Source organism: Pseudoalteromonas sp. J2K-J031, assembly GCF_058197095.2.
Window position 1 is genome coordinate 2,386,492 of sequence record NZ_CM200279.1, and the last position, 24,615, is coordinate 2,411,106.

A 24,615-nucleotide genomic window follows, 5' to 3' on the forward strand; every position below is an offset into this window, starting at 1 on the left:
TGAATATGACAACAACAAGATTGCCTGATGGTCCAGATTGGACATTTGAATTATTAGAACAATATCACCAAGAAATTGCACGGGTAGCAAAGCATTACCGTTTAGATACCTACCCAAATCAAATTGAAATTATTGCCGCAGAACAAATGATGGATGCCTATTCAAGTGTCGGTATGCCGATTGGCTATAACCATTGGTCATTCGGTAAAAAATTCATTCAAACAGAACAAAATTATAAGCGAGGTCAAATGGGCCTTGCATATGAAATAGTGATAAACTCTGACCCTTGCATTGCCTATCTTATGGAAGAAAACACCATGCCAATGCAAGCACTGGTTATGGCCCATGCTTGTTACGGTCACAATTCATTTTTTAAAAACAATTACCTTTTTAAAACTTGGACTGATGCAAGCTCCATCATCGACTATTTAGTTTTTGCCAAAAATTACGTAGCAAAATGCGAGCAAAAATATGGTTTTGAACAAGTAGAAAGTTTACTCGATTCTTGCCATGCCCTAATGAACTATGGGGTTGACCGCTATAAACGCCCTCACGAAATTTCTTTATTTGAAGAACAACGCAGACAAGAAGAACGAGCTGACTATCTTCAATCTCAGGTCAATGAACTTTGGCGTACTATTCCACATCATCAACAAGAAGCAAAAGCAAAAAAAGTCCGTTTTCCTGAGGAGCCACAAGAAAATATTTTATATTTCATAGAAAAAAGAGCACCACTATTAGAGCCTTGGCAACGAGAAATTATTCGAATTGTGCGTAAAATTTCTCAATATTTTTATCCTCAAAAACAAACTCAGGTTATGAATGAAGGCTGGGCAACTTTTTGGCATTATACTATTTTGAACCATCTGTATGATGAGGGAAAAGTCACTGACGCCTTTATGCTCGAAATCCTGCAAAGCCACACAGGAGTGGTCTATCAACCTCCATATAATAGTAAATACTACTCTGGGATCAATCCTTATGCATTAGGCTTTAATATGATGGTTGATATAAAAAGAATTTGTGAAAACCCAACGGATGAAGATAAATATTGGTTTCCTGATATTGCTGGAAAAAATTGGCTTGATACTCTGCATTTTGCAATGCAGAATTTTAAAGATGAAAGTTTCATCAGCCAGTTTTTATCACCTAAATTAATGCGTGATTTTAAATTATTCTCAATCTTAGACGATGAATCTCAAAATCATCTTGAAGTTGGTGCCATTCATAATGAGCAAGGTTATCTTGCAGTTCGCCAAGCATTATCTGAGCAATATAATTTAAGTAATCTTGAACCGAACATTCAAATTTATGATGTCGATGTCCGAGGAGATCGGTCGCTTACCTTACGCTTTGTTCCGAACAAAAAAGTTCCTCTTGCAGACTCAAAAGATGAGGTAATGAAACACCTTTACAGATTATGGGGCTTTAAGGTAAAACTAGAGCAAGTATCCGAATCTGGCTTAGTAACTGAGATTGCGATATGTCCGCAGCCAGAACATCAAAAATCATCTGAACTAGAAGCTTAAACACTTATGGATAAAAGAATTTTAGTTATTATTGACCAAATAGAGTACGCATCACCTGCCCTCAAACAGGCAATTTCGTTGGCTAAGTATTTTAACCAACCTATCGAGGTAATTTGTTTTACCTATGAATATACAGCTCAATTAAAAATTGAGCTGTCATCTTCGCAACTAGAGCAAATAAAACACGCAAAACTCGGCCAGATAACTACTCAGCTAGTAAGCGACATCTCACAATTGAATGATGATGTGCCCATAACACACTCTGTACTTTGGCATAAATACCCTAGCCAATGGCTAGATACTGATTGTGACATGTCACAATACAGTGTGATTATAAAAACACGCCATATTGATGACCAACAACAGTTTTCGCAATTAGACTGGCAATTAATTCGAAATTCCTCAGTCCCTGTGTACTTAGCAGCAGATCAAACTTGGCGTAATAATAAAAATATCTTTGGTTCTTTAGATCTCGCAAGCAAAATACCAAGTAAAGTTGCATTAAACCAATCCATTATCGATAGCTGTATTTTGTTTTCCCAAATAAACCAAGTTTCGGCCAAGTTTGGCTATGCAGTCAGTATTTCACCTCTGCTACGTGATTTAGGTTTTGTTTTTGTTGATGAAACACAAATGAATGCCCTAGATAATTTACCTGCTGATCAGCAAGCGTTATTAAGCGACTATAAAATAACTGATAGCCTTGCAGTTAAAGCGGGCCCAGCAGAGAAGGTGATCCCTAGTTTAGCTGCCGATGCAAATGCTGGATTAGTCGTGATGGGATCTGTAGGACGGAAAGGTTTGAAAGGTAAATTATTAGGTAATACGGCTGAAAAAATTCTAAACTTACTTAAAACTGATTTATTAATCTTAACACCTGAAAAAGAATAGTGCGCTTTGGCACTATTCTTTCATTTATAAATCGATTTTTTGGTAAACCTAAGTAGTCTGACCAAATACAGTAACTCGATTTCGGCCATTTTCTTTTGAGTAATACAACGCTTTATCTGCATCTGCAATCCATTGTTCATGTTGCACATAAGATTTGTTATAAGGAGCAAGACCCAAACTAATTGTCATTTTTATTTGATTATTATCGAAAATAATTGTTGATTCTGACATTATTTTACGTAGTCGCTCAGCAAAGATTTTACCACCTTCAACATCAGTATCTACTAAAGTAACAGAAAATTCTTCACCACCAAAACGCCCAATTAAATCAGACTCTCGCAAGGTTTTTTTCAGTACATCAGCGATATGGCGCAGCGCTGCATCACCACCACTGTGACCATAGGCATCATTGATACGCTTAAAATGGTCTACATCAAGCATAAGTAAACAGCTCTGACCTTCATTACGTTGTAATCGTTTTGTTTCTTTTTTTAAGCTTTCTTCCCAAAACCCTCGATTGTATAAACCAGTTAAACGGTCTATTCGACTTAAGCTTTCTAATTTTCGGTTTGCCTCTTCAAGCTCTTTTTTATTTATAGCTTCATCAGTTACATCATAAATAATGATGCAAATATGTGACACCTCTCCCCTAACATTCGTTAATGGAATGAAAGTAGAGTTTTGATACATATGATCCGCTTTTCCTGTAATCGGCCGATAGTTTTTAAATTTAAAAATATATGGCTGCTGCTCCCAAATCGTAAAAGAGCGATTCTTTAATACAAAAACAGACTCAGCTTTACTGCGAAACCACTTTTCATCAATACTTGGATAAATATCACAGACATTTTTATCTTTCACAGCACTAGGTAATAGGCCAGAATGATTTTCCATAAACCCGTTCCAAACACAGACACGGTAATCGCGATCTAATACCACTAATCCAACATCAATAGTATTAAACATATCCATCATCCAATGGATTTCATTCATTTCAAAATCAGCTGCAGGCATAGGATTAATCTTCTAATAGATACTGAACTTTATACTTCAGCGTTTTTAATGAGTCTTCGGTAAATAGCAACATTAAATCACAATTAATATTATGATTTTCAATGCCATAACTGATTTCTATGGCAAGTGTCCGCTGCCAACGCGATTTATTTGCTTGCACTAGTTCACTGACATCACAATGTTGGCCCATTACAACCGGATGACCTTGGCTAAATGGCATATCAAGTTGCTTAGAAAGGCCTGTGAGCACCGAACCAATTAAGATATTACTAATATCCATTAATAATTCGAGTTCAGTTTTACTATTTAGCTCACCATCAAAATTCATCAAAGAGGCGATTTCTTTAAAGCTAGAGTCATTAAGTAGCAAAAGAGCTTCACCTGAGACGCCACCACCAATAAAGCCTTGGCAAACACCCGATGTACTTGCATTACTATCAATAGACTGCAGTGCCATATCAAGTTCACTGACTTCTAACACATTGACGTTTGGGATAGGTAATTTTACGAATACATTGAGTAAACGAGCCAGCAAATCACCAGCCTGCCCCATAGCAACATTGGTCAGTTCTTGATAAATATCACGAATATCCGGATCTAGCTGCTCACCTAACGCATTAGCTAAGCGCTCTCGCATTGCACGGTCTTTAATGCCATGTTTTTCGATGATTTCGGCAAGCTTAGTGGCATCACACGGTTTTTTTATAAAATCGATTGCACCTAAATCAAGCACTCGTTGATGCGCTGTAGGCTGTATATCTCCTGATACAACCACAGTTAATACATTCAGGTTTTGTTCTTGGATTGCTTGAAGTACTTCATAGCCATCCATTTGCGGCATATTTAAATCTAAAAAAAGAATTTCTGGGGAGATTGCTCGGATCTGTTCCAAGCATTGCAAGCCGTTTTCGGCAAATTCAATTTTGATGTCCCAATCTTCGGGTAATGAACGAGCAAGTTGACGCCGTGCTAGTCGAGAATCATCACAAATTAAAACAGGAGTCGCCATAAACATTCTCTTTATTTATTATTATTACCAGTTTAGAGCAGAATTTAGCTAAATTCACACATTCTTTACTTTGGTTTTAAAACATAACAAAATTTGTCTCATAATTGCACAATATTTCAATTAATATCTGTTTTATTTAACATTATTATGGCTACAACAGCATTAAATAAATACACTAAGCTCAATTGTGATTTAAAAATATTATACGGAGCACTCTATGCTTAAAATAGCGTTACTTTCTTTAGCGTGTTGTTTTAGCGTTTCTGCTTATGCAAAAGACTATGCAGTGAATAAACTTGATCAAGGCAAGGTTGTCGCAGGTAACAAATCGGTAGTTTTATTAGGTAAAGGCGTTAAAACTGGTCAAAAAGCGCCTAACTTTAAGGTCGTTGACGAAAACTTTACGCCTGTAGAATTGGCAAAATATAAAGATAAAGTAGTGCTAATTAGTGTTGTTCCAAGTTTAGACACTGGCACTTGCAGCTTACAAACCAAGCACTTTAATGAGCAAGTAGCCGCTCAATTTCCTGATGTTGAAATGCTCACGATCAGCGCTGATCTACCTTTTGCTCAAAAGCGTTTTTGTAAAGCAGAGAATATCGATAGATTAACTACTTTATCTGATTCAGTCTGGCGCGACTTTGGCCGTAAATACGGTTTAATAATTCAAGATATGGGCTTACTCAGCCGTGCGGTATTTATTCTTGATAAAAACCATACCATTGTTTATAAACAATTAGTGCCGGTTTTATCAAAAGCGCCTGAATATCAACCTGTAATAGATATGCTAAAAACTCTTTAATACATTGATAAAGTATTTAGCACCAAAACTGAGATATAAAAAAACCCTCAACTGAGTAATGCCGTTCACTTAAGGTGAGCGGCTTTTTTATTTTTAGCTACAGGGTAGCGGTTTTTCGATACTTTTAGTGTTCTTGGGTAACTTCGTTCTCGTTTTCCCTCTAGCTTAAATTGACTGGCATTTCTTTCTATTTCTAATATCAGTCCGGGGACATTACCGGGCGCATAAATTGGCATCATAGTCAGCTTATGGATGATGTGTGATGAGGCATCTCTAAAGCTTAGTTGGTTTGGGAAAACACTCTTGAGCGACTTCGCCATCAGGACCATCTTATAGCGGATTAAGTTGTACGCCAACAGCACCCCCCATAACTCCTGTCTAATGAGCTCTGGTAAGTTGCTTCTTAACGTAAACCTACTTGCCAGCAAGTGTTGCTTCATTTCTCGGTAGCCCATCTCTATTTCCCAGCGATGACTATAAAGGTCGACTATTTCTGCCGATGGATATGCCATAGGGTCGACCATGGACGTGAGTATTTTGACTTCTTTTCCTTTGATTAGTTTGGTGATAAGTCGCACGTCCATTGTTAAGGGCAACTCTGGTCGCTTTTTTCTCGCTTGAGGTGTGGTGGTTAGGCGGATGAGTTTATCTTGCCTGCCAAGACGTTTGATTTCCTCATACTGTACGTTCTTCTTTAGCGGTAATAACCAATGTGTGTTGATGCCTTTATGCTGCCAATCATGTAACAAGCCTAGTGAGTAAAAGCCTTTATCAAACAATGTTAGGCTGTTATCTGGTACACGTGCTATGAGCTGTGCTGCCAGTGTCATCTCATTTTCACTCACGCTACTCAATGCACTATCAAGAATTAAGTGGCTACTAAGCTCCATCAGACATACCATTCGTACCTGAGGATAGCCTGCTTCACTGGCTTTATTCGCTGTACGGGCAAAGGCTGCGCTGTTTTCTTTACTATCGGGCGTGCGCCATACAACGCCATCAACACCAAATAAGTTCAGACCACACCAATGGGGATGCTCAGCTCGCTCATGCCACTTCTGTGCTGAAAGATGAAATACATCTCGAACCACATCACTGCCTAGCTTCTTTCTCGCTTGTGTCACGGCACTGCGTGCGACGTAATCCACATCCTGCGGTAATACAATATCGAGCTTGTTGATGAGCAGGCGGACTGATTCAGTGCGAAAAAGTGACATACCTATCACGGCCCAAATCATTGCATCCATAGGCAGCTTGCGTTTACGCAATGTGGCCACACCATTAGAGGCTAAACACGATTGAATAATTTCGGGGTCTAGGACATCCGCTAATGACGAAAATTCGGTAAGGCGGTTAATTGAGGTGCGTGCTAAGGCTTCTGACAGTTCCATAAAAAATCCGATGACATGTGGGCTCATCGGATTGTTACATCTACAGAAGATCGGTCAACCGATCAGTAAAATATTTCTTAACTGATCGGCATTACCTCAACTGAGGGTTTTTTTATCAAGTGGGGCTTATGCTAATAGCTCAGCTAATTGAACACTTACCGCATCAACAGCTTGAGTACCATCTAGTTTATGATACTGAGTATTACCTGCATCCGCTTCTGCCTGATAGTAGCTTACAAGTGGCTTTGTTTGGTCATGGTAAATACCTAAACGTTTACGCACTGTTTCTTCTACATCATCATCACGAATAATAAGGTCTTCACCTGTTACATCATCTTTACCTTCCACTTTTGAAGGATTGTAAACAACATGATATACACGGCCAGAACCCGGATGTACACGACGTCCACCCATGCGCTCAACAATCACTTCATCTGCAACGTCAAATTCAATGACGTGATCTACAACAACGCCATTTTCTTTCATTGCATCTGCTTGTGGGATCGTGCGTGGGAAACCGTCTAATAAAAAACCTTTTTCGCAATCCGCTTTAGCGATACGCTCTTTTACAAGACCAATGATGATATCATCAGAAATCAATTGACCTGCATCCATCACTTTTTTGGCTTCTAAACCAAGTGGTGTGCCTTCTTTAATCGCAGCACGTAACATGTCGCCCGTAGAAATCTGTGGAATCGAAAACTTTTCCATTAGAAATTGAGCTTGAGTACCTTTACCTGCACCTGGAGCGCCTAAAAGAATAATGCGCATTTCACTGTCCTCATGTGTCATCAATAGTTAAGAGACCGAATTCTTCCACAAGCGCTATGGATACTCAAGAGTATATAGCCAAAAGTTTTAGACAATTGCGCACTTAATTAATCCAAAATACAAAAAAGGAGAGTTTTCACTCTCCTTTTCGGTTTTAAACTTAAATGCTGTTGATTACTTACTTAAATCAAGCATTAATTTATTTAAGCGACTTACAAAACCGGCAGGATCTTTTAAGCTACCGCGCTCTGCTAGTAAAGCTTGGTCTAGTAATACCTCAGACCATTGTGCGAACTTGTCTTCATCTTGCATATTATTTAAATGCTGTACTAATTGATGATCTGGATTTAATTCAAAAATAGGCAATGCTTCTGGTACCGCTTGACCAACCGAAGCCATTAACTTAGCCATTTGTGAACTCATGTCATTTTCATCAGTGACCACACACGCTGGTGAGTCAGTTAAACGATGGGTGAAACGCACTTCTTTCACTTTGCCTGCAAGCGATGTATTTACACGCTCAACTAAGCCTTCAACTGCTTTTTCAGCTTTTGCTTGCTCTTGTTTAGTTTCTTCATCATCTAAGCTACCTAAATCAAGATCACCACGCGTTACCGAGCGTAATTGTTTACCATCGAACTCAGTTAGATGGCTCATCATCCACTCATCAACACGGTCTGATAGTAACAATACTTCAATGCCTTTTTTGCGGAAAATTTCTAAATGCGGTGAGTTTTTCGCGGCACCAAAACTATCGGCAACAACATAATAAATTTTATCTTGCCCATCTTTCATACGCTCAATGTAATCAGTTAGTGACACATTTTGAGTACTTTCATCGCTGTGCGTTGAAGCAAAGCGAAGTAATTTAGCAATATCCTCTTTATGAGCAAAATCTTCTGCAGGGCCTTCTTTCATTACTTGACCAAACTCATTCCAAAATACTTGGTATTCTTCAGGACGATTTTTACCCATACGATCAAGCATTTTTAAAACGCGTGAAGTACATCCTTTACGGATAGCTTGCGTTACTTTGTTATCTTGTAAAATTTCACGTGATACATTCAGTGGTAAATCATTGGAATCCAATAGGCCTTTTACAAAACGTAAATAGCTTGGCATAAATTGCTCTGCATCATCCATGATAAATACACGTTGAACATAGAGTTTTAAACCACTTTGACGATCACGGTTCCACATATCAAACGGTGCTTTTTTCGGAATATACAATAAGCTGGTGTATTCTGTTTTACCTTCGACTTTATTGTGTGCCCATGTTAACGGCTCTTCCCAATCATGGCTTACATGTTTATAAAACTCTTTGTATTCATCGTCTGATAATTCTGATTTATCACGTGTCCAAAGGGCTGTTGCACGGTTAATAGCTTGCCATTGACCTTCCGTTGCAGCCACTTTTTCACCGTCTTCACTTTCTGATTCAGGCGTACCTTCTTCCCACATTTCAACCGGGATGGCGATGTGATCAGAGTATTTTGTTACTATGCTCTTTAAACGGTAGTCACTCGCAAATTCTTTTTCTTCTTCACGAAGGTGTAAAATAATCTCTGTACCACGGCTTTCTTTTTCAATCTCAGCTAAGGTGTATTCACCTTCACCTTGAGAATGCCATTCAATCGCTTTTGTTTCTCCAGCTTTACGTGTACGAACCGTTACTGAATCTGCAACGATAAAAGCAGAATAAAAACCGACACCAAATTGACCAATTAGCTGCGAGTCTTTTGCTTGATCGCCCGTTAAATTTTTAAAGAAATCAGCGGTGCCTGATTTTGCAATCGTACCTAAAGAGCTGATCACTTCCTCACGGGTCATACCAATGCCGTTATCAGAAATTGTAACCGTACCTTTTTCGCTGTCGGCACTAATGCGGACACGAAGGTTTGCATCACCTTGGTATAAATTACCATCTGAAAGCGCTAAAAAACGTAACTTATCCGCGGCATCTGAAGCGTTAGACACTAATTCACGTAAGAATATCTCTTTATTTGAATACAGTGAGTGGATCATTAGGTTTAATAGTTGTTTTACTTCGGTTTGAAAGCCTAATGTTTCTTTTTGAGCTGCTGTCATTGCGTTCTCCATTTAAAATGCGATAACCAAATTCTTCTGCTCATTGATATGGGGCTAGGCGTCGAAACTTCAAGGCGGGTGGATAGAATTTTTTAAATAACAAAAACAAAAACCAACCTCTAGGGTTGGTTTTTGTTTTTTCAGCAATGGTTAACTTAATCTATCGCAACTGTTTTTCGACCATTAAACGCATGGGCCAAGGTTTTACCATCAACTAAATCAAGCTCCCCACCCACTGGCACTCCATGTGCAATGCGAGAGGCTGCTATGTGATATTTTTGACACAACTCGGCAATATAGTGCGCCGTTGTTTCGCCCTCAACGGTTGGGTTGGTAGCTAAAATCACTTCGCTTATATGCCCTTGCGAAAATTGAGCTTCGAGTTCATCAAGACCAATCTCTTTTGGACCAATGCCATCAAGCGGCGATAAATGCCCCATCAAGACAAAGTAGCGCCCACTGTATTGCCCTGTTTGTTCAATCGCTAATACATCAGAGGGAGATTCGACCACACATAACAAACCAGAATCAATACGTTTAACGTTTTGGCATAACTCGCAAACAGGCTCTTCACAAAAAGTACGGCACGTTTGACAGTGACCCACTTTAGCCATTGCATGAGTCAGTGCTTGACCGAGTTGGCGGCCACCATCACGATCGCGTTCCAATAAATGAAATGCAATGCGTTGCGCTGATTTTGGTCCAATACCAGGTAAACAGCGTAAGCTACTGATCAACTGAGTTAAACTTGCTGAAAGTTTCATAATTTACTCATTAAAATGGCATTTTGAAACCAGGTGGCATTTGCATTCCACCAGTTACTTTGGCCATACGGTCTTTGCTTTGCTCTTCAACACGACGCACTGCATCATTTACAGCAGCTGCCAGTAAATCTTCAATCATGTCTTTATCATCTTCCATCAAGCTATCATCTAGCTCAACACGGCGAACATTATGGTTACCTAGCATGGTCACTTTTACAAGGCCTGCACCTGATTCGCCAACAACTTCCATTGTCGCGATTTCTTCTTGGGCTTTTTGCATACGCTCTTGCATCATTTGCGCTTGCTTCATTAAGTTACCCATTCCACCTTTCATCATAATGCTGTTCTCTCTTTATATGTTTAATCACGGCAAAAGATAATGACTTATTAAGTCAATTACAATGCCCGGATACTATTTTCATCTATTACTGCAGCAAAACGCTGAATAAATTGCTGTGTTACTGCATCATTTGTGATCACTTCTTTAGCGTGATACCAGCGGTTTTCATCTAACTGCTGCTGGATCTGATAAGGAGTGCCACTGATAGAATCAACAAATTCAATCTCCAGCTGAATGTTCCCACCCAAAGCTAAACTTAGTGATTCAGTTATTTTTTCACGCATCGCTTGGCTATCTAAATGCTGTTGCTGGACATCAACCTGTAGCGTAACGGTTTGATTGTGTTGCTTAAACAACCCATGCAAAGCAAATTGACGAATTCGACCACCTAATTGCATTTGCTCGATTAATTGAGCCCACCCATCTTGTTGATGTGCGTAACGAATATCGCTCAAGGGACTAATAAACCCTTCTGGTATTTCAATAATTTGCTCTACGGGAGCTTCTTGAACTTTTGGTTGTTCACTAATTTGAACCAAGAGCTCTGGCGCTAAATTCGCTGGATCCATCACATGGCGTGAGCGAGGCGACTGCGGCTTTTGATCAACAACTGACGTTAAAGTGGGCGCTTCAGATGACTTTTGTCCGTAATGAGTATGCTCATAAGTCTGTTCATACGACTGCGGTATTACACTGCCTCTTTGCTGAGGCTCAGTCTTTTTTTGCGTATCAACCTGTGCTGTAGTGATTGCTGGTGATGCATTTGCCGCAGGTTTTACTAATCCGCTACTGGATATTTTTCGGTTACGTAAAATAGCAGCAATAGCCGACTGTGCACCTGATAGCTGTTGTTCTAGTAATTCACTCGAAGACGGCTCAATCTCGGGCGTTAGTTGCTCAGTCTCAATAGTCTCGGCATTTTGCTGAAAATTAGGCAATGGTGTTATCGCAACATCAGGTAAAGTAGCCTCATTCGCTTTATGGGCTAAATCTGAATAGTCTCGATACTCTTGCGCTTGAGTTAAAATTTCATCGTACTGATGTTGCCACTCATCTTGGGATTCTTCTCCCAGTGATTGACTATTGGGATCAGTAACCTGCACTGGCGCTGTTGCGAGAACCGTTCCGGCTATCGAAGGCTCGTTATTGATGACCTGCCCAGCGGCTAACTCAGGTTGTTGCTCGGTGGTTATAACTGGCGCAATTGTTTTGATATGCTCAGTCGCAGCACCTATTTCTGGGCCATTATTTCGGGCTGGTTCAGCGATTGGCTGAGATTGATTACCCGAAGTTTGATTCGACAGAAGTTGGCGAATATTACTCATCGCTTTATTTGATGATGACGGAGCACTCGGCATCGCGGTATTTGCGACAACTGAGCTTACACTCGGTTCAAAAGCCAATAATCTTAACAACACCATTTCTAAGCCAAGCTTTTCATCAGGTGCCCACTGTAAGTCTTTTTTACCGCCCAATAATAATTGGTAATAAATTTGCACTTGCTCAGGCGATAAGGTTTGGCTCATTGCCTCAATAAACTCTGCATCGTCTTCATTAAGTGCTGTGGCACTTGGGACGAGCTGAGTAAGTAGTAATAAGTGCGTTAAACTTAGTAAATCATCCAGTACCGATTTTGCATTGGCATTTTGTCTCACTAAATCTACAACTAACTGCAATAATTCAGAGCCATTTTTATCAACAATGCTCACTAATAAACGCTTTGCCCATGAAGAATCCATTAAACCAAGCATGCTTTTTACTTGGAATTCATTCACTTGACCGTTTGTTTGGGCAATCGCTTGATCAGTTAAGCTCAATGCATCACGCATACTGCCATCTGCAGCTTTAGCTAAAAGTGCTAAGCTTGGCGCTTCAAAGCTAATCTGCTCTTGTGTTAAAACAAAGTTGAGCTGCTGTGCGATTTGCTCACGGCTTAAGGCGCTTAAATTAAACTGCAAACAACGCGATAAAATAGTGATTGGTAACTTTTGTGGGTCAGTTGTCGCCAGTAAAAACTTAACATGCTCTGGCGGCTCTTCGAGTGTTTTTAATAACGCATTAAAACTGTGCTTAGACAGCATATGTACTTCATCGATTAAATACACTTTATAGCGACCACGGGTTGGCGCATATTGTACATTATCGAGAATTTCTCGAGTATCTTCGACTTTAGTACGTGAAGCGGCATCTACTTCGAGTAAATCAATGTAGCGTCCGGCTTCTATATCCAAACATGCGCTGCATTGACCACAGGGTGTTGCGGTTATGCCAAGTTCACAATTTAAGCTTTTAGCAAAGATCCTTGCGATAGTGGTTTTACCCACACCACGTGTGCCAGTAAATAAATAAGCATGATGTAAGCGTTGCTGTGTTAGTGCGTTCACTAATGCTTGTTTAACATGCTCTTGACCCACTAATTGATGAAAATTTTGTGGCCGCCATTTTCGTGCAAGGACCTGATAGCTCATGGCTTATTCGCCTTCAAACTCGACTAATTTTAAAATATTGATGCCTAATTTCTCTAGGCGCTGCTCACCACCTAACTCAGGTAATGACACAACGAACGCTGCATCAGATGCATGACCACCTAAGCGTTCAACCAATTTAATTGTGGCTTCTATCGTACCACCCGTCGCTAATAAGTCATCAACTAATAGTACTTTATCGCCTTGTGAAATCGCATCTGTATGGATTTCAAGCACATCTTCGCCATATTCTAGCTGATAGGCCTGGCTAATCACTGCTCGTGGCAATTTACCGGGTTTGCGTACAGGAATAAATGGAATACCCAAAGCGACAGCAAGGGGCGCTCCAAAGATAAAACCGCGAGATTCTGTGCCAATGATTTTATCAAAACCTTGCGCCTGATAAGCTGTAACAAACGCGTCAATAACAGCTTTGAATGCAACAGGATCTGCAATTAGGCTCGTTACATCGCGAAACATAATGCCGGCTTTAGGGTAATTAGGCACGGTTGCAATACTGGCCTTAATATAGTCAAGGGTTGACTGTGTCATAGTTTCTCTCACTCTTTCATAAAGGGCAATTATACAAGTTTTCACTCAAAAACGAACGCCTAGCTTTCTTATCGCCATAAAAAAAGGCTGCTGAGCAGCCTATTTTAAAGTATTTATGCATCATTTAATTAAAATGAATATTAATTATACTGATAATACTTTAAACCAACCTAAAATTGCATTTAAACAACCAACTCCCGCAAATACCACTAAAAATGCTAAAAAGTATTTGATGTTAAACGGATCTTTAAATTCACCTTTGTGGGCCATTTTTCTACCTCTAAATTAAACACGACAACGACGGCGCAATGATAGTGCAAGCTTAAAGGTTTATAAAGTCACAATAGTAATTATCTAGCGAGTAACAACAATGTTACAGTCTAGCAATTGCGCGAGTATCTGCTCTGCACCACTTTTAATAAGCTCTTTTGACAATTGTGTAGCGTGTAGTGCAATTTGATCACATAAGTCGAAAAAACCAATACCTGGTTGTTGCTGTAATTGTTGCAAGAGTAATGCTGTCATTACGTTAATGGATAAAAATTGGATTTCATCATCACCATCTCGATACACTACAATATAGTTGCCTTGCGCTACGGGCTCAGGAACATTGTTTTGCGCGCTAATAAATTGCACTGGATACTGATAACTTAAATTCCACGCTAAATGGCTTAAATATAAAGGTTTTTCACTTATTTGTTCTTGAAGCAATGGCTGTTCGCGCTCATCAGCCTCTTCTATCGATAACGCTAGCTCAACCCATTCATAATGGGCTAATTCTATTAAAAAAACCGGATCAGAAGATTGAATTTGGTATTCTTGGCTTAAAAAATCTAAAAATTCTTGTGCAATATGCAAAAAATAAGGCGACTCACAGCGGTGAGTAGAGAAAAAGGCTCGAACCAATCGTTGCCATTGCGGTGCGCTATAAAGTGATTTTAATACAGGAAAGCCCGACGCTAAAAATCCTTCAACGTTATTAAAAAACAATTCGCGATAAATATTAAGTCGCCTATCTTCTATTCCCTCTGGCGCAGGTTGCTGATCAGGATCTCGAATATGCGCCATAAATTGCTGCTGGATGAGTTTAAAATCCGTCATCATGCACGTCCTTGTTGCAAATATTTTGCTTGGATAAGCCGTATACGTGCGACCTCTTGCAGTAATTCTTCACAAGGAGGTAAATTAAAATCGCGCTCTAATAACGTAGGAAATACGCCATGAAATTGATAAGCTTTTTCTAATAACTGCCACACAGGTTCAATCACATCATCACCATGCGTATCAATAATCAAATCTGCAGCTTCATTGTAATGGCCTGCGATATGCCCGTAAGCGATCCGATTTGTTGGTAACGCTTTTAAAAATTCTTCAGCGTTATAACCATGATTAACCGAGTTGACATAAATGTTATTCACATCGAGCAATAACAAGCAATCCGCTTTTTCTAACACGCGATTAGTGAATTCAATTTCGCTCAGAGCTTGTCCAGGTGCTGCATAATAAGATACATTTTCGATCGCTATTTTTTGCTCTAATATATCTTGTACTTGACGAATGCGACCAGCAACATAATCGGCTGATTGCAAAGTAAAAGGGATAGGCATTAAATCGTACATGTGGCCATTACCAGAGCAATAACTCAAATGTTCGCTATACAACTTAATAGAATGCGCTTTAAAAAAATCTTTTAACTGGTAAATAAAGTCAACATCGATGGGATCAGGCGACCCTAATGAAAGTGATAAACCATGGCAAACAAAATTATATTCTTGGGTGATTGCTTTAAATTGCTTACCAAATTTACCTCCAAGTACCAGCCAATTTTCGGGGGCAACTTCTAAAAAATCAGGGCGATTCTCACGAAGATCCAACATATCCTGCAGCATTTCTCGCCTAAGCCCGAGGCCTGCCTGTCCAAAGTTATCATCTTTTAACACTGTTCACCTTCTAAACCTCATAAAAACAATTGGCCAGCTAAGCTGACCAATTTCTTAACCAATGCAAGCGCTTAGTTCATTCCGCCGCACTTTCCTTCGCCACATTTACCTTCTTTATGCGCCTTTTTAGCATCGGCCGATTTACCTTCTCCGCATTTACCTTCTTTTGCAGCTTTTTTGTCACCACCGCACTTGCCTTCGCCACACTTACCTTCTTTAGCCGCTTTTTTATCTTCGCCGCATTTGCCCTCACCACACTTACCTTCTTTATGGGCCTTTTTAGCTTCGGCTGATTTACCTTCGCCTTCTTTGGCTAATTTTTTCTCTTCGCCACACTTACCTTCACCACATTTACCTTCTTTGTGAGCTTTTTTCTCTTCGCCGCACTTGCCCTCACCACATTTGCCTTCTTTTTCGGCTTTTTTATTCTCGCCACATTTTCCTTCACCGCATTTACCTTCAGCGGCATCAAGTTGGTAACCACTTACCATTGCATTCATTTCAAATGGGTTAGCATTAACACTGAGTGTGCTCAATGCTGAGGCACCGATTGCTACAGCTCCAATAGTTAAAGCCACTGAGTTCTTTTTTAAATTTTTCATAGGGTTCTCTCTTATAAATGAATACGTAGTAAATCAAACTTAATAATAAGACCTGAATCTCAATATTAAAATTTCACTTAAAATGAAAATTTAATATTTTTTATAACTAACACTATGTTAGTAAATATTAATTTTTTCAATTTAATTCTAAAAATCACTGAATTATTTAATGACCAATAACACCCTGACATTGCCTTCAGTAGTGCCATCCGTTAATGGCTTGAGTATAATGCGCCAAATTTATTCGACTAAACCTAACTAATGAAACTAATACTTGCTCCGATGGAAGGGGTTGTTGATTTTCAAATGCGCCAATTATTAACTGACTTGGGTGGCTTTGACTTATGTGTCACCGAGTTTATCCGTGTTGTCGATCAACTTTTGCCTCCTCGTGTTTTTACTCGCTATTGCCCTGAGCTCAAGCAAGCTGGCTTAACCCGTTCAGGCACACCGGTTCGGATTCAATTGTTGGGGCAAGAGCCAGATTGGCTAAGTGAAAATGCGGTAAGAGCCGTCGAACTTGGCTCTCATGGTGTTGATTTAAATTTTGGCTGCCCAGCCAAAGCCGTTATGAAAAATAAAGGCGGTGCAGTTCTTCTCAAAGAGCCTGAGGTCATTTATCGCATTGTTAAAGCTGTTCGTGATGCAGTTCCTGCTCAACATGAAGTTACCGCTAAAGTACGCTTAGGCTTTGATGACGATAGTTTAAGCCAAGAGATTTTTGATGCTGTGGCCAGTGCAAACGCTTCAAGCATTGCAATCCATGCACGGACAAAAAAAGATGGCTATCGACCACCCGCCTACTGGGAAAAAATAAAACCCCTAAAAGAAAACTCACAACTAAAAGTGGTAGCCAATGGTGAGGTTTGGTCTGTTGATGATTACCAATTATGCAAAATCCGAAGCGGTTGCGACGATATCATGTTAGGCAGAGGAGCTTTAGCGCAACCAGATTTAGCAAAACAAATTAAAGCTCATAACTTAGGGCTCGATTATCAACCTTTACAATGGAATACATTGCTCCAACATATATTAGCATCCGGCATGCATAGTTGCGGTGATCAGAACACACACTATTTTGCTTCGAGAACAAAACAATGGTTGGCCTATCTCAAGCTAAAATACCAAGATGCACACAAACTATTCGAGGAAATAAAGCCTATTCATGACAATCAGCAAGCATTAGATATTGTGATTAAACACGCTAACTTATGATCTGTTGATTCAAATCATATCGGTTCAGCCAAAGTGCAACCTATAATCTTCAGATAAAATACAGGAGATGTTGCCAGTGGCTGACAGATTTAACGCATTTAAAAACCGATTGGACCAAGAACTCACTGAACTACAAGGTTTGTTAGTTCACCAACTTAGTAATTCAACAGATACTTTTGAACAACAGCTAGCACAACAGCTCATCCATAACCCCAACTCGAATTGGGTTGAGTTATTGGAACACCAAGTATCACCTCAATTTAATCAGCTGATCGCTAAATTAAACCGTGTAGAAGCGGCTCTTTGCCAATTTGATATTGGACAATATGGGTATTGCGCTGATTGTGAAGAATTAATTGAAATGGCTCGGTTAGAAAATGACCCAACCGAGCAGCGTTGCTCAACCTGTGCTAAGGGTTAAATTTATTTAGTTGAGCAAAAGGGCTCAATAATACAGCGGGATAAAGCACGCTATAGTCTATTATTCTATCCGCTTGTGAGTCTGACAAATTAAGATGCGTCTTGAGCACATTACGCGCATGTTGTTGTGTCCACGCTTGATAGTGAATACCTAAGTCGATTTGCGCTAATAAAGCAGCGATAAAACGCATATCATTGGTAACTTGCTGGCCGTTGATTGAAGCGAGTGAAGATACCACATCAATATAAGAATGACGCCAATCTAACCCATCTAAAATAGTCGTTACCGGATAGAGCCCTAAAAACCAATTATTAGATAGTTGTCTATCATTCAATAAAGAGATATCTAAATCTTCTTTATTCAATTCGCTAATTCCTAGTTTTGTTATTACATCATTAGTTTCATTGAGCCATTGTGCGGGAGAGTTTACAGCTGTTCCGTAATAATTTAGTTTTGCTTGATACCAACTTGCGCCATTTGGTTGTTGAGATAACGCCAATGAATTTCGAGCACGATAGTCGCCTAGATATTCATTTAAACGTTCGAGTGATGCAATCAATGCCGCTTCATTCACAGATGGCTTTATAAATGCCTGATTAAGAGCTGTGATAGATTGTGACACTTGCGAAGTTAAATAATGTAAATTAATTTTATCCAAGACTAATTGTTCAGAATAACGCCCCTTTAGCGTTGTAAAGACAGTGTTGATCCAACTATCTAACCCCTTAATATCTAGGTGCTCTTTATTATTTTTTTTCTCGTTTAAATTCAACCAATTTAAAACAATCGAGGCTGTAGGAGGCCACATAAAAAATCGCTCAGCAAATCGCTCTTCGATAATCAAATAATCCAACATTTCTGTAGGATAATTATTCGTATCGCTATTTTTAAGTAATTGATAGGTATCGTGTCTTGTTTTTAAATAGGGTTGCGAAAATGGATAATTAAACGTAACCCCTTCAATTTCATTATCTAACAGCAAAGCATTATTATGCTTAAGCTGTGCTATTAATTGCTTTTCTGACATTTCTGGAGCTGAACCATCGCTACAGCCACCCAAACTTAAAAGTAATAAAATAAATAATACATAAGTAAATTTCTGCAAGTTAATCTAACCTTATAGATGAGTCGTATTTTTAGGGGTCACAAATTATGATTTTTTCTTTTCAAAATGCATCTTTTAGAGATCCAGAAACAGGATTATACAATCAAGCTTACTTTATGGAAGTATTTGTCCGTGAATGGCACCGCTTAATTAGAGATCAAGATTCTTTGACCATCATGTTTTTGAATCCGCATATAAATCTTCAAGATGAACAACAACACAAACTGTTTATAAAACTCGCCGATATTGTTCGTAAACAAACCCTACGTAGCACAGATATAGTTTGCCGATTCGATAACTCTTTTTTTGCTCTTGGCTTATTTGGTTTAGATAATGCAGGCACAGACATCATTATTAATCGAATAAAATCTGCACTTAAAACAAACTTTACAGGCCTTAACATGAACTATGGGGCTGTTAATTTAGCTCCAGATAACTCGTTTAATGTAGAGACTATTTTTGAACAAACTGCAATAACATTAAAAGCAGCAGAAAGTGAAGGGATTAATTGTTATAAGATTAAAACAATCAGTCATCATTAAGCAGATACAAAAAAGCCCCTTTCGGGGCTTTTTAAAACAACATCTAAATTTTAACGCCTTTGCGAGCGGCTTTATCTTTAATAAAACCAGCCCAGCCTTTAGCGAACTTAGCTGTTGCAGGATCTTCCATCGCTTTTAAGATAGCAGTGTGAGCTTGCTTATATTTTTCCTGATAGAAATATGCTTCCGCTAAATCAGTATAAATATTGCCTTCTTTTGTTGACCCTAATTCAAGTGCTTTATTTAACGCTACAATAGCCTGAGGAAACTTCTCAGCCTGAAGTAACAAAGCACCTGCTTTACGGTACAACTCTGCATCATTATCAATAGCCGCAGCTTCTTGATAATACTTAACCGCTTTAGCGATTTCTTTAGACTGATGGAAATAGCTACCTAGAGCCTGAAGATTCGTTTTATTTGCTTTAACTTTCTCTTCTTTTAATGCCTTCTCAAGCGTTATTGCCGCTTTATAAGGAATATCATTTAAAGAATATAAGTTAGACAAAACACGATAATCTGTATCAGTTTCTAAGTAACCATTTTTATAGGCGATATCCATCACAGAAAGACCTTTAGCAAAGTCCTCAACCTGCATATAGAATCGACCTAAATTAGTCCAAGATTTCGGATGATCAGGCCACGTTTTTAGCACTTCTTCAGATACTTTCACCGCGCTTTTAAAATCTTTCAACTCGATGTAAGCACCGATTTTCAGATCAAAAGCACCTTTATTAGGTGTTTTATCTTTCAGTAGTTCAATTGCGCGATCTGCGGGAGCGATAACTTGTTTAAACTCTTTGAGCTCATATGAAGACTGAGCAATACGAAGGTAAACATTAGCATCTTCTTCGCCGGTAAAGTCCATCCAAGCAAGGTATATTGCCTTAGCTTCTTTGTACTTTTTATTACCGGCATATAAATCACCTAATAATCGCATTGCAAGCGCATGATCTTTAAAGTTTAGTGCGTCAGCATCTACCGCTTTTTTGATGTGCTTAATGGCTAAATCATGTTTATCAATTTGCACGTTCATCTGTGCTAAATAATAATCAACCATCGCACCATCAAAACTGTCTGAGGTTTTTATTTCATTAAGAATTGCTAGAGCACCAGGAATATCCTGTGGCTCAGCTTGAAATAACTCAAACGCTTGAGATACTTTCTTACCAACTCGCTCACCCATGATTTGAGTTTTAGCTTTTTTACGCTTTTCAATTTCAGCATAATCAGGCTTAGCTACCACTGCTGGAGCAGTGAAACCAGCACCAAGTGACATAAGAAGTGCAAGAGCTGTTACTTTAGATAAGTGTTTCATTCCATTCCTCCTTAATTACCTTCTTGGTTCAGTTTAAAATCAAGTTGAACTTGAAGACCAGTTTGCTTAATCGGCTTACCATCAACAATTTTTGACTTGTATTTCCATTTCGAAAGTGCACGTTTTGCTTCACGATCGAAAAGGCGTTTTGGTTCTGCATCGATAACTTCGATATCAACAACCCCACCAAGTTCATCAATTGAGAATGAAAGCTGCACCCAACCTTCTTTACCATCTCGAGCAGCTTGCGGCGGGTACTTAGGTTCGATACGTACGATAGGTGTTGCATCACCGTCACGACCAAAAGCACCAGGGCCTGTTAAACCACCACTCATACCACCAGTATTAATGGTAGGCATATTAAATGTTAAACCACCCGCTGAAGGGTTGCTATTTTCCGGCTGAGGCGGCTGCGGTTTAGGCGGCTGCTTCGGCGGTGGAGGCGGCGGAGGCGGAACACGCTTACGCTCCTGCACCTTGGATTCAGGTGGATTCGTCATAATTTCGACTATGATTTGCTCTTGATCATTTTGGGCACGATCGGCTCCTCCGGAGATAAGATATGCCATAAAAAAGAACAAGCCGAAAGTAACTGCCCCACCTGCTAAAAGTGAAAACAGAAAACGAATCATCACTGGTCTCCAGCTATTGATATTCTTAAGTCACCCGTTGCTTTGATTGCATCCATAACTTTTACAACAACACCATGTTTCGCTTCTTTATCCGCTTGGATAATTACAACGTCAGTAGGTTGTTCTGCAAGTAAACTTTCAATCTTAGCAGCAACACGTTCAACGTCGACTTGCTGCTTATCAATCCAAACTTCACCATTGTCACGAACTGCAATAAAGATGTTTGCATTTTTTTGCTTGCTAGCCTGAGCTGCTTTAGGTTTGTTGACTTCAATACCCGCTTCTTTAACGAATGAAGTCGTAACGATGAAGAAAATCAGCATGATAAATACGATGTCAAGCATCGGTGTCATATCTACTGCTGCGTCTTCGTCTTCACGGAAACGTTGTTTACGTGCCATATTAAACTCTCTCTTTAGTGATGAGGCAGACTATCTACTAATTTTGCTTTAGCCACTTTTGCCTTAGCTTCAAGGCGTGTACTAAAGAAAACACCAGACAGTGCCGCAACCATTCCAGCCATTGTTGGGATAGTAGCCATTGAAATACCAGCTGCCATTAAACGTGCATTACCTGTACCTTGATTTGCCATTGTTTCGAAAACAGCGATCATACCAGTTACAGTTCCTAGCAAGCCAATTAATGGGCAGATAGCAACTAAGGTTTTTATCAACAACATACGCTGATTTAATTTTTCAGCCGCGTCAGAAATCCATGCATCACGGATTCTGTGTGCATACCAGGATGTTGTATCCTGGCGGGCGTCCCAACTAGCAACAATACTGTTTCTCATACGAGGAAACTCTGCAGTTAAGAACCAATAACGCTCAATCATTAATACCCACATAAGAAAGAGTGCTATTGCGACCACATAAAGAACTTGGCCGCCTGTTGCCACAAAATCCCTGACAGATTCCCAAAGCTCTATCAGGAATAGCATTAGGCTTTCTCCTTCTCCGCGTGAGCGGCGATAATACCAGCACTTTGTTCTTCAAGTACGTGAACAATTGACTTGCTACGACCATGAACAACAGCATGTAATAAAATTAATGGTAATGCAGCGATCAAACCTAGAGCTGTTGTTACAAGCGCCATAGAGATTGAACCAGCCATGATCTTCGGATCACCTGTACCAAATAATGTGATTTGTTGGAACGTATCGATCATACCAACAACTGTACCTAATAGACCTAATAACGGAGCGATTGCTGCGAAGATCTTGATGATATTGATGCCCGCTTCAATACGTGGTGTTTCACGTAAAATCGCTTCGTCTAGTTTAAGCTCTAGATTTTCAACATCTTGGTTTTTGTTGTCATGGTAAACTTTAAGAATACGACCTAATGGGTTATTTGTATTCGCAGCACCAGGATTTTTAAGCTGAGCTTTCATTTTGCCTGAAACTAGTGAAAGGTCGATTAAACGCACTAAAGCGATAATAAAACCAATTACAAGTAATACAGCAATGATGTAACCTACTTCACCACCTTGGTGGAAACGATCTTCTGGTGTCGCTTTTTGCGTATTTAGACGCAAGATTGAACCGCGAGTTGGATCTAGGTAGAAACCTACATAGCTTCCTGGTGCAGCTTTACGTAAAGTATTTGCACTGTCTGTAATGAAAGCATCTGGTTGACGACCTAAAGGCTGTACTTGCTTAGTTTCTGGGTGATAGATTAAATAACCGTCTTCACTTACCAAGTTAAAAGTACCGATACGTGTTACTGACTTAACGCTTGTAGCGCCGTCTAACTGAGCAACTTCAACATCAAAAGTAGCTACTTTTGCTGATTCAGTCATTTCAGTTTGTAAACCAATCCATAACTCTTCAAGTTCACGAGTAGTAGGAAGTTCTTTAGCAGCAGCTAATGAACGTAATACTTCTTCACGATTTGGGAATTGAGCACTTACTACAGACGCTTCGATTGAACCAATAGTCTCTGCTGCAGCGCGGCGAACAACACCGAACATCTCACCTAAAGTGCCTTTAGCTGTTTCAAGTTCTTGCTCTTTAGAAGCTAATGTTAATTCATTTTGAGCATATTGCTTTTTAAGCTGATCACCACGTGCTTTTTCAGCAGCAAGATCACGTTTAGCATTATTTAATAAAGCTTGTTTATCAGAACGAGCAGATAAAAACTCTTGCTCACGTTGCTGATTAATTTTGCCTTCAGAAATACGGTCTTTCTTAACTTGCTCTAGGATTTGGTCTAAAGCAACAGTGTTCGCATGAGCGTTTAACGCAACACCTGCAGAAACAGATAGCACTGCCGCAACAGCAAAACCTTTAAAAAGTTTCTTCATTAGGATTACTCCGCGCCAAAGATTGGAAGTTTAACAAGATCGAATGACGCTTGTTTGCGTGACATACGGATTAATTCTTTCACAGGCTTAAGGTATTCTTCACCTAATGCATCCCATGATTTAGTCGTATTATTCCATACCCAAGCATGTTTCATATCTAAAGACTGAGCAACATAAGCAACGCGACCTACACGACCGAAATCTACTGTAATTTCACGACCATCTAACTTTAAAGAACCTTGGCCTGAAGCAACGATTGAGCTGTAATCTTTCTCAATTAAGTATGCTTCGAGTACTTGACGGTACTTTTCAGAAGTCGTTACTGACGAATTAATCATTGTTTCACGTAAACGTGCTACACGAGCAAGACGCTTTTCAGTTTCAAAAGGAACGTCCGCTTTGATGAATTGCTCAAGCGTATCGATCATGCGATACATCAAAGGCACAACGTTTTGTTTTGTTTTATCGATCGTCGCGATTTGACGATTAAACGACTCAATACCTGCATTTTGGTCAGCAACCAAATTTGCAACGTGATCGTTATAGACTTTAAGAATTTCTCTTTCATCAACAACTGAACGGAATTCAGAAATTAATTCTTGAGTTTGATCAAAAGTGTTATCCACTTTTGCTTGCGACTTTACAGCAGCCTTATGAATTACATCTTCCGCTTTGTGAAGTTCATTCAATGGATCTGCCATCACACCATTGCTTGCAAATGCAAATGCGCCAACCAACGCTGTTGCTACAAGACTCTTTCTGATTTTAACAGACATAGTTCCCAACCAATTAAGTAATGTTACTTTTTAGAATTTAAAACTGATTAAAACTCAACCAGAACCAACGCTTCTTTTACAGAGGCGTCAACTTACCAATAATGCTAAATGCTATTAGCTGTGTCAACTCGATGTTTCTTCAATTCA

26 protein-coding genes are annotated in these 24,615 nt (G+C 39.4%); 6 read left to right on the forward strand and 20 right to left on the reverse strand.

What is annotated here, in order from left to right; translation table 11 throughout:
- Nucleotides 1-5: 5 nt before the first annotated feature.
- Together AC3KZC_RS10745 and AC3KZC_RS10750 are read left to right on the forward strand one after the other, a co-directional pair.
- Nucleotides 6-1,529, forward strand: coding sequence for a SpoVR family protein (locus AC3KZC_RS10745; protein WP_490578976.1), 1,524 nt, complete (start codon nt 6-8; stop codon nt 1,527-1,529).
- A 6-nt stretch (nt 1,530-1,535) separates the two neighbouring features.
- A complete protein-coding gene (locus AC3KZC_RS10750; RefSeq protein WP_490578968.1) occupies nt 1,536-2,420 on the forward strand; it encodes a universal stress protein in 885 nt (294 codons plus the stop codon).
- A gap of 48 nt (nt 2,421-2,468) precedes the next feature.
- Here the strand turns inward: AC3KZC_RS10750 and AC3KZC_RS10755 are convergent, their stop codons facing one another.
- Nucleotides 2,469-3,434, reverse strand: coding sequence for a GGDEF domain-containing protein (locus AC3KZC_RS10755; RefSeq protein ID WP_490578969.1), 966 nt, complete (start codon nt 3,432-3,434; stop codon nt 2,469-2,471).
- 4 nt (nt 3,435-3,438) lie between these two features.
- Nucleotides 3,439-4,443, reverse strand: coding sequence for a response regulator (locus tag AC3KZC_RS10760; RefSeq protein WP_490578970.1), 1,005 nt, complete (start codon nt 4,441-4,443; stop codon nt 3,439-3,441).
- A 217-nt stretch (nt 4,444-4,660) separates the two neighbouring features.
- Here AC3KZC_RS10760 and tpx point away from each other — a divergent pair, with 217 nt between their 5' ends.
- The gene (tpx, locus tag AC3KZC_RS10765) at nt 4,661-5,245 is read left to right on the forward strand and encodes a thiol peroxidase (RefSeq protein ID WP_490578971.1); all 585 of its coding nucleotides are present in this window, start codon (nt 4,661-4,663) and stop codon (nt 5,243-5,245) included.
- Nucleotides 5,246-5,310: 65 nt separating this feature from the next.
- On the opposite strand, the gene AC3KZC_RS10770 is transcribed toward tpx, so the two are convergent.
- From AC3KZC_RS10770 to AC3KZC_RS10820, 11 genes are all read right to left on the reverse strand, one after another.
- The gene (locus AC3KZC_RS10770; RefSeq protein WP_518525896.1) at nt 5,311-6,636 is read right to left on the reverse strand and encodes an IS4 family transposase; all 1,326 of its coding nucleotides are present in this window, start codon (nt 6,634-6,636) and stop codon (nt 5,311-5,313) included.
- 126 nt (nt 6,637-6,762) lie between these two features.
- Nucleotides 6,763-7,407, reverse strand: a complete 645-nt coding sequence (gene adk / locus AC3KZC_RS10775) for an adenylate kinase (RefSeq protein ID WP_490579477.1) — start codon at nt 7,405-7,407, stop codon at nt 6,763-6,765.
- A gap of 174 nt (nt 7,408-7,581) precedes the next feature.
- Nucleotides 7,582-9,495, reverse strand: coding sequence for a molecular chaperone HtpG (htpG, locus tag AC3KZC_RS10780; protein WP_490579476.1), 1,914 nt, complete (start codon nt 9,493-9,495; stop codon nt 7,582-7,584).
- A 155-nt stretch (nt 9,496-9,650) separates the two neighbouring features.
- Nucleotides 9,651-10,259, reverse strand: coding sequence for a recombination mediator RecR (gene recR, locus AC3KZC_RS10785; RefSeq protein ID WP_490579475.1), 609 nt, complete (start codon nt 10,257-10,259; stop codon nt 9,651-9,653).
- A gap of 10 nt (nt 10,260-10,269) precedes the next feature.
- Entirely contained in the window at nt 10,270-10,596 is a 327-nt protein-coding gene (locus tag AC3KZC_RS10790; RefSeq protein ID WP_490579474.1) for a YbaB/EbfC family nucleoid-associated protein, read from the reverse strand.
- A 59-nt stretch (nt 10,597-10,655) separates the two neighbouring features.
- Nucleotides 10,656-13,067 (reverse strand): DNA polymerase III subunit gamma/tau, encoded by a 2,412-nt coding sequence (gene dnaX, locus AC3KZC_RS10795; protein ID WP_490579473.1) that lies wholly within the window; start codon nt 13,065-13,067, stop codon nt 10,656-10,658.
- A 3-nt stretch (nt 13,068-13,070) separates the two neighbouring features.
- Complete coding sequence (gene apt / locus AC3KZC_RS10800; protein ID WP_490579472.1) at nt 13,071-13,616, reverse strand: adenine phosphoribosyltransferase; 546 nt, start codon at nt 13,614-13,616, stop codon at nt 13,071-13,073.
- 144 nt (nt 13,617-13,760) lie between these two features.
- Complete coding sequence (locus tag AC3KZC_RS10805; protein ID WP_009837180.1) at nt 13,761-13,886, reverse strand: hypothetical protein; 126 nt, start codon at nt 13,884-13,886, stop codon at nt 13,761-13,763.
- Between the two features lie 84 nt (nt 13,887-13,970).
- Nucleotides 13,971-14,717: an HvfC family RiPP maturation protein gene (locus AC3KZC_RS10810; protein ID WP_490579481.1), complete on the reverse strand. Its 747-nt coding sequence runs from the start codon at nt 14,715-14,717 to the stop codon at nt 13,971-13,973.
- On the reverse strand, nt 14,717-15,556 hold the full coding sequence (locus tag AC3KZC_RS10815; RefSeq protein ID WP_490579471.1) for an HvfB family MNIO-type RiPP peptide maturase: 840 nt from the start codon (nt 15,554-15,556) through the stop codon (nt 14,717-14,719). Before AC3KZC_RS10815 ends, AC3KZC_RS10810 begins: the two co-directional genes overlap by 1 nt.
- Before the next feature lie 71 nt (nt 15,557-15,627).
- Nucleotides 15,628-16,158: an HvfA family oxazolone/thioamide-modified RiPP metallophore gene (locus tag AC3KZC_RS10820; RefSeq protein WP_490579470.1), complete on the reverse strand. Its 531-nt coding sequence runs from the start codon at nt 16,156-16,158 to the stop codon at nt 15,628-15,630.
- Nucleotides 16,159-16,419: 261 nt separating this feature from the next.
- Between AC3KZC_RS10820 and AC3KZC_RS10825 the strand changes: the two genes are divergently transcribed.
- Both AC3KZC_RS10825 and AC3KZC_RS10830 read left to right on the forward strand, forming a co-directional pair.
- A complete protein-coding gene (locus tag AC3KZC_RS10825; RefSeq protein ID WP_490579469.1) occupies nt 16,420-17,373 on the forward strand; it encodes a tRNA-dihydrouridine synthase in 954 nt (317 codons plus the stop codon).
- Nucleotides 17,374-17,449: 76 nt separating this feature from the next.
- The gene (locus AC3KZC_RS10830; protein WP_490579468.1) at nt 17,450-17,794 is read left to right on the forward strand and encodes a TraR/DksA family transcriptional regulator; all 345 of its coding nucleotides are present in this window, start codon (nt 17,450-17,452) and stop codon (nt 17,792-17,794) included.
- Here the strand turns inward: AC3KZC_RS10830 and AC3KZC_RS10835 are convergent.
- Entirely contained in the window at nt 17,784-18,899 is a 1,116-nt protein-coding gene (locus tag AC3KZC_RS10835; RefSeq protein ID WP_490579467.1) for a hypothetical protein, read from the reverse strand. The two genes, AC3KZC_RS10830 and AC3KZC_RS10835, sit on opposite strands and share 11 nt — an antisense overlap.
- A gap of 47 nt (nt 18,900-18,946) precedes the next feature.
- Between AC3KZC_RS10835 and AC3KZC_RS10840 the strand changes: the two genes are divergently transcribed.
- On the forward strand, nt 18,947-19,441 hold the full coding sequence (locus AC3KZC_RS10840) for a diguanylate cyclase domain-containing protein (protein WP_490579466.1): 495 nt from the start codon (nt 18,947-18,949) through the stop codon (nt 19,439-19,441).
- Between the two features lie 43 nt (nt 19,442-19,484).
- On the opposite strand, the gene AC3KZC_RS10845 is transcribed toward AC3KZC_RS10840, so the two are convergent.
- The 6 genes from AC3KZC_RS10845 to AC3KZC_RS10870 are packed head-to-tail and all read right to left on the reverse strand — an operon-like array spanning nt 19,485 to nt 24,468.
- Nucleotides 19,485-20,756, reverse strand: a complete 1,272-nt coding sequence (locus tag AC3KZC_RS10845; protein WP_490579465.1) for a tetratricopeptide repeat protein — start codon at nt 20,754-20,756, stop codon at nt 19,485-19,487.
- Nucleotides 20,757-20,767: 11 nt separating this feature from the next.
- On the reverse strand, nt 20,768-21,388 hold the full coding sequence (locus AC3KZC_RS10850; RefSeq protein ID WP_490579464.1) for an energy transducer TonB: 621 nt from the start codon (nt 21,386-21,388) through the stop codon (nt 20,768-20,770).
- Nucleotides 21,388-21,789, reverse strand: a complete 402-nt coding sequence (locus AC3KZC_RS10855) for an ExbD/TolR family protein (RefSeq protein WP_490579463.1) — start codon at nt 21,787-21,789, stop codon at nt 21,388-21,390. Before AC3KZC_RS10855 ends, AC3KZC_RS10850 begins: the two co-directional genes overlap by 1 nt.
- Nucleotides 21,790-21,803: 14 nt before the next feature.
- Nucleotides 21,804-22,328: a MotA/TolQ/ExbB proton channel family protein gene (locus tag AC3KZC_RS10860; protein WP_009837191.1), complete on the reverse strand. Its 525-nt coding sequence runs from the start codon at nt 22,326-22,328 to the stop codon at nt 21,804-21,806.
- Nucleotides 22,328-23,692, reverse strand: coding sequence for a MotA/TolQ/ExbB proton channel family protein (locus AC3KZC_RS10865; RefSeq protein ID WP_490579462.1), 1,365 nt, complete (start codon nt 23,690-23,692; stop codon nt 22,328-22,330). The genes AC3KZC_RS10860 and AC3KZC_RS10865 overlap by 1 nt, the downstream gene beginning before the upstream one ends.
- A 5-nt stretch (nt 23,693-23,697) precedes the next feature.
- On the reverse strand, nt 23,698-24,468 hold the full coding sequence (locus tag AC3KZC_RS10870) for a DUF3450 domain-containing protein (RefSeq protein ID WP_490579461.1): 771 nt from the start codon (nt 24,466-24,468) through the stop codon (nt 23,698-23,700).
- Between the last annotated feature and the right edge of the window lie 147 nt (nt 24,469-24,615).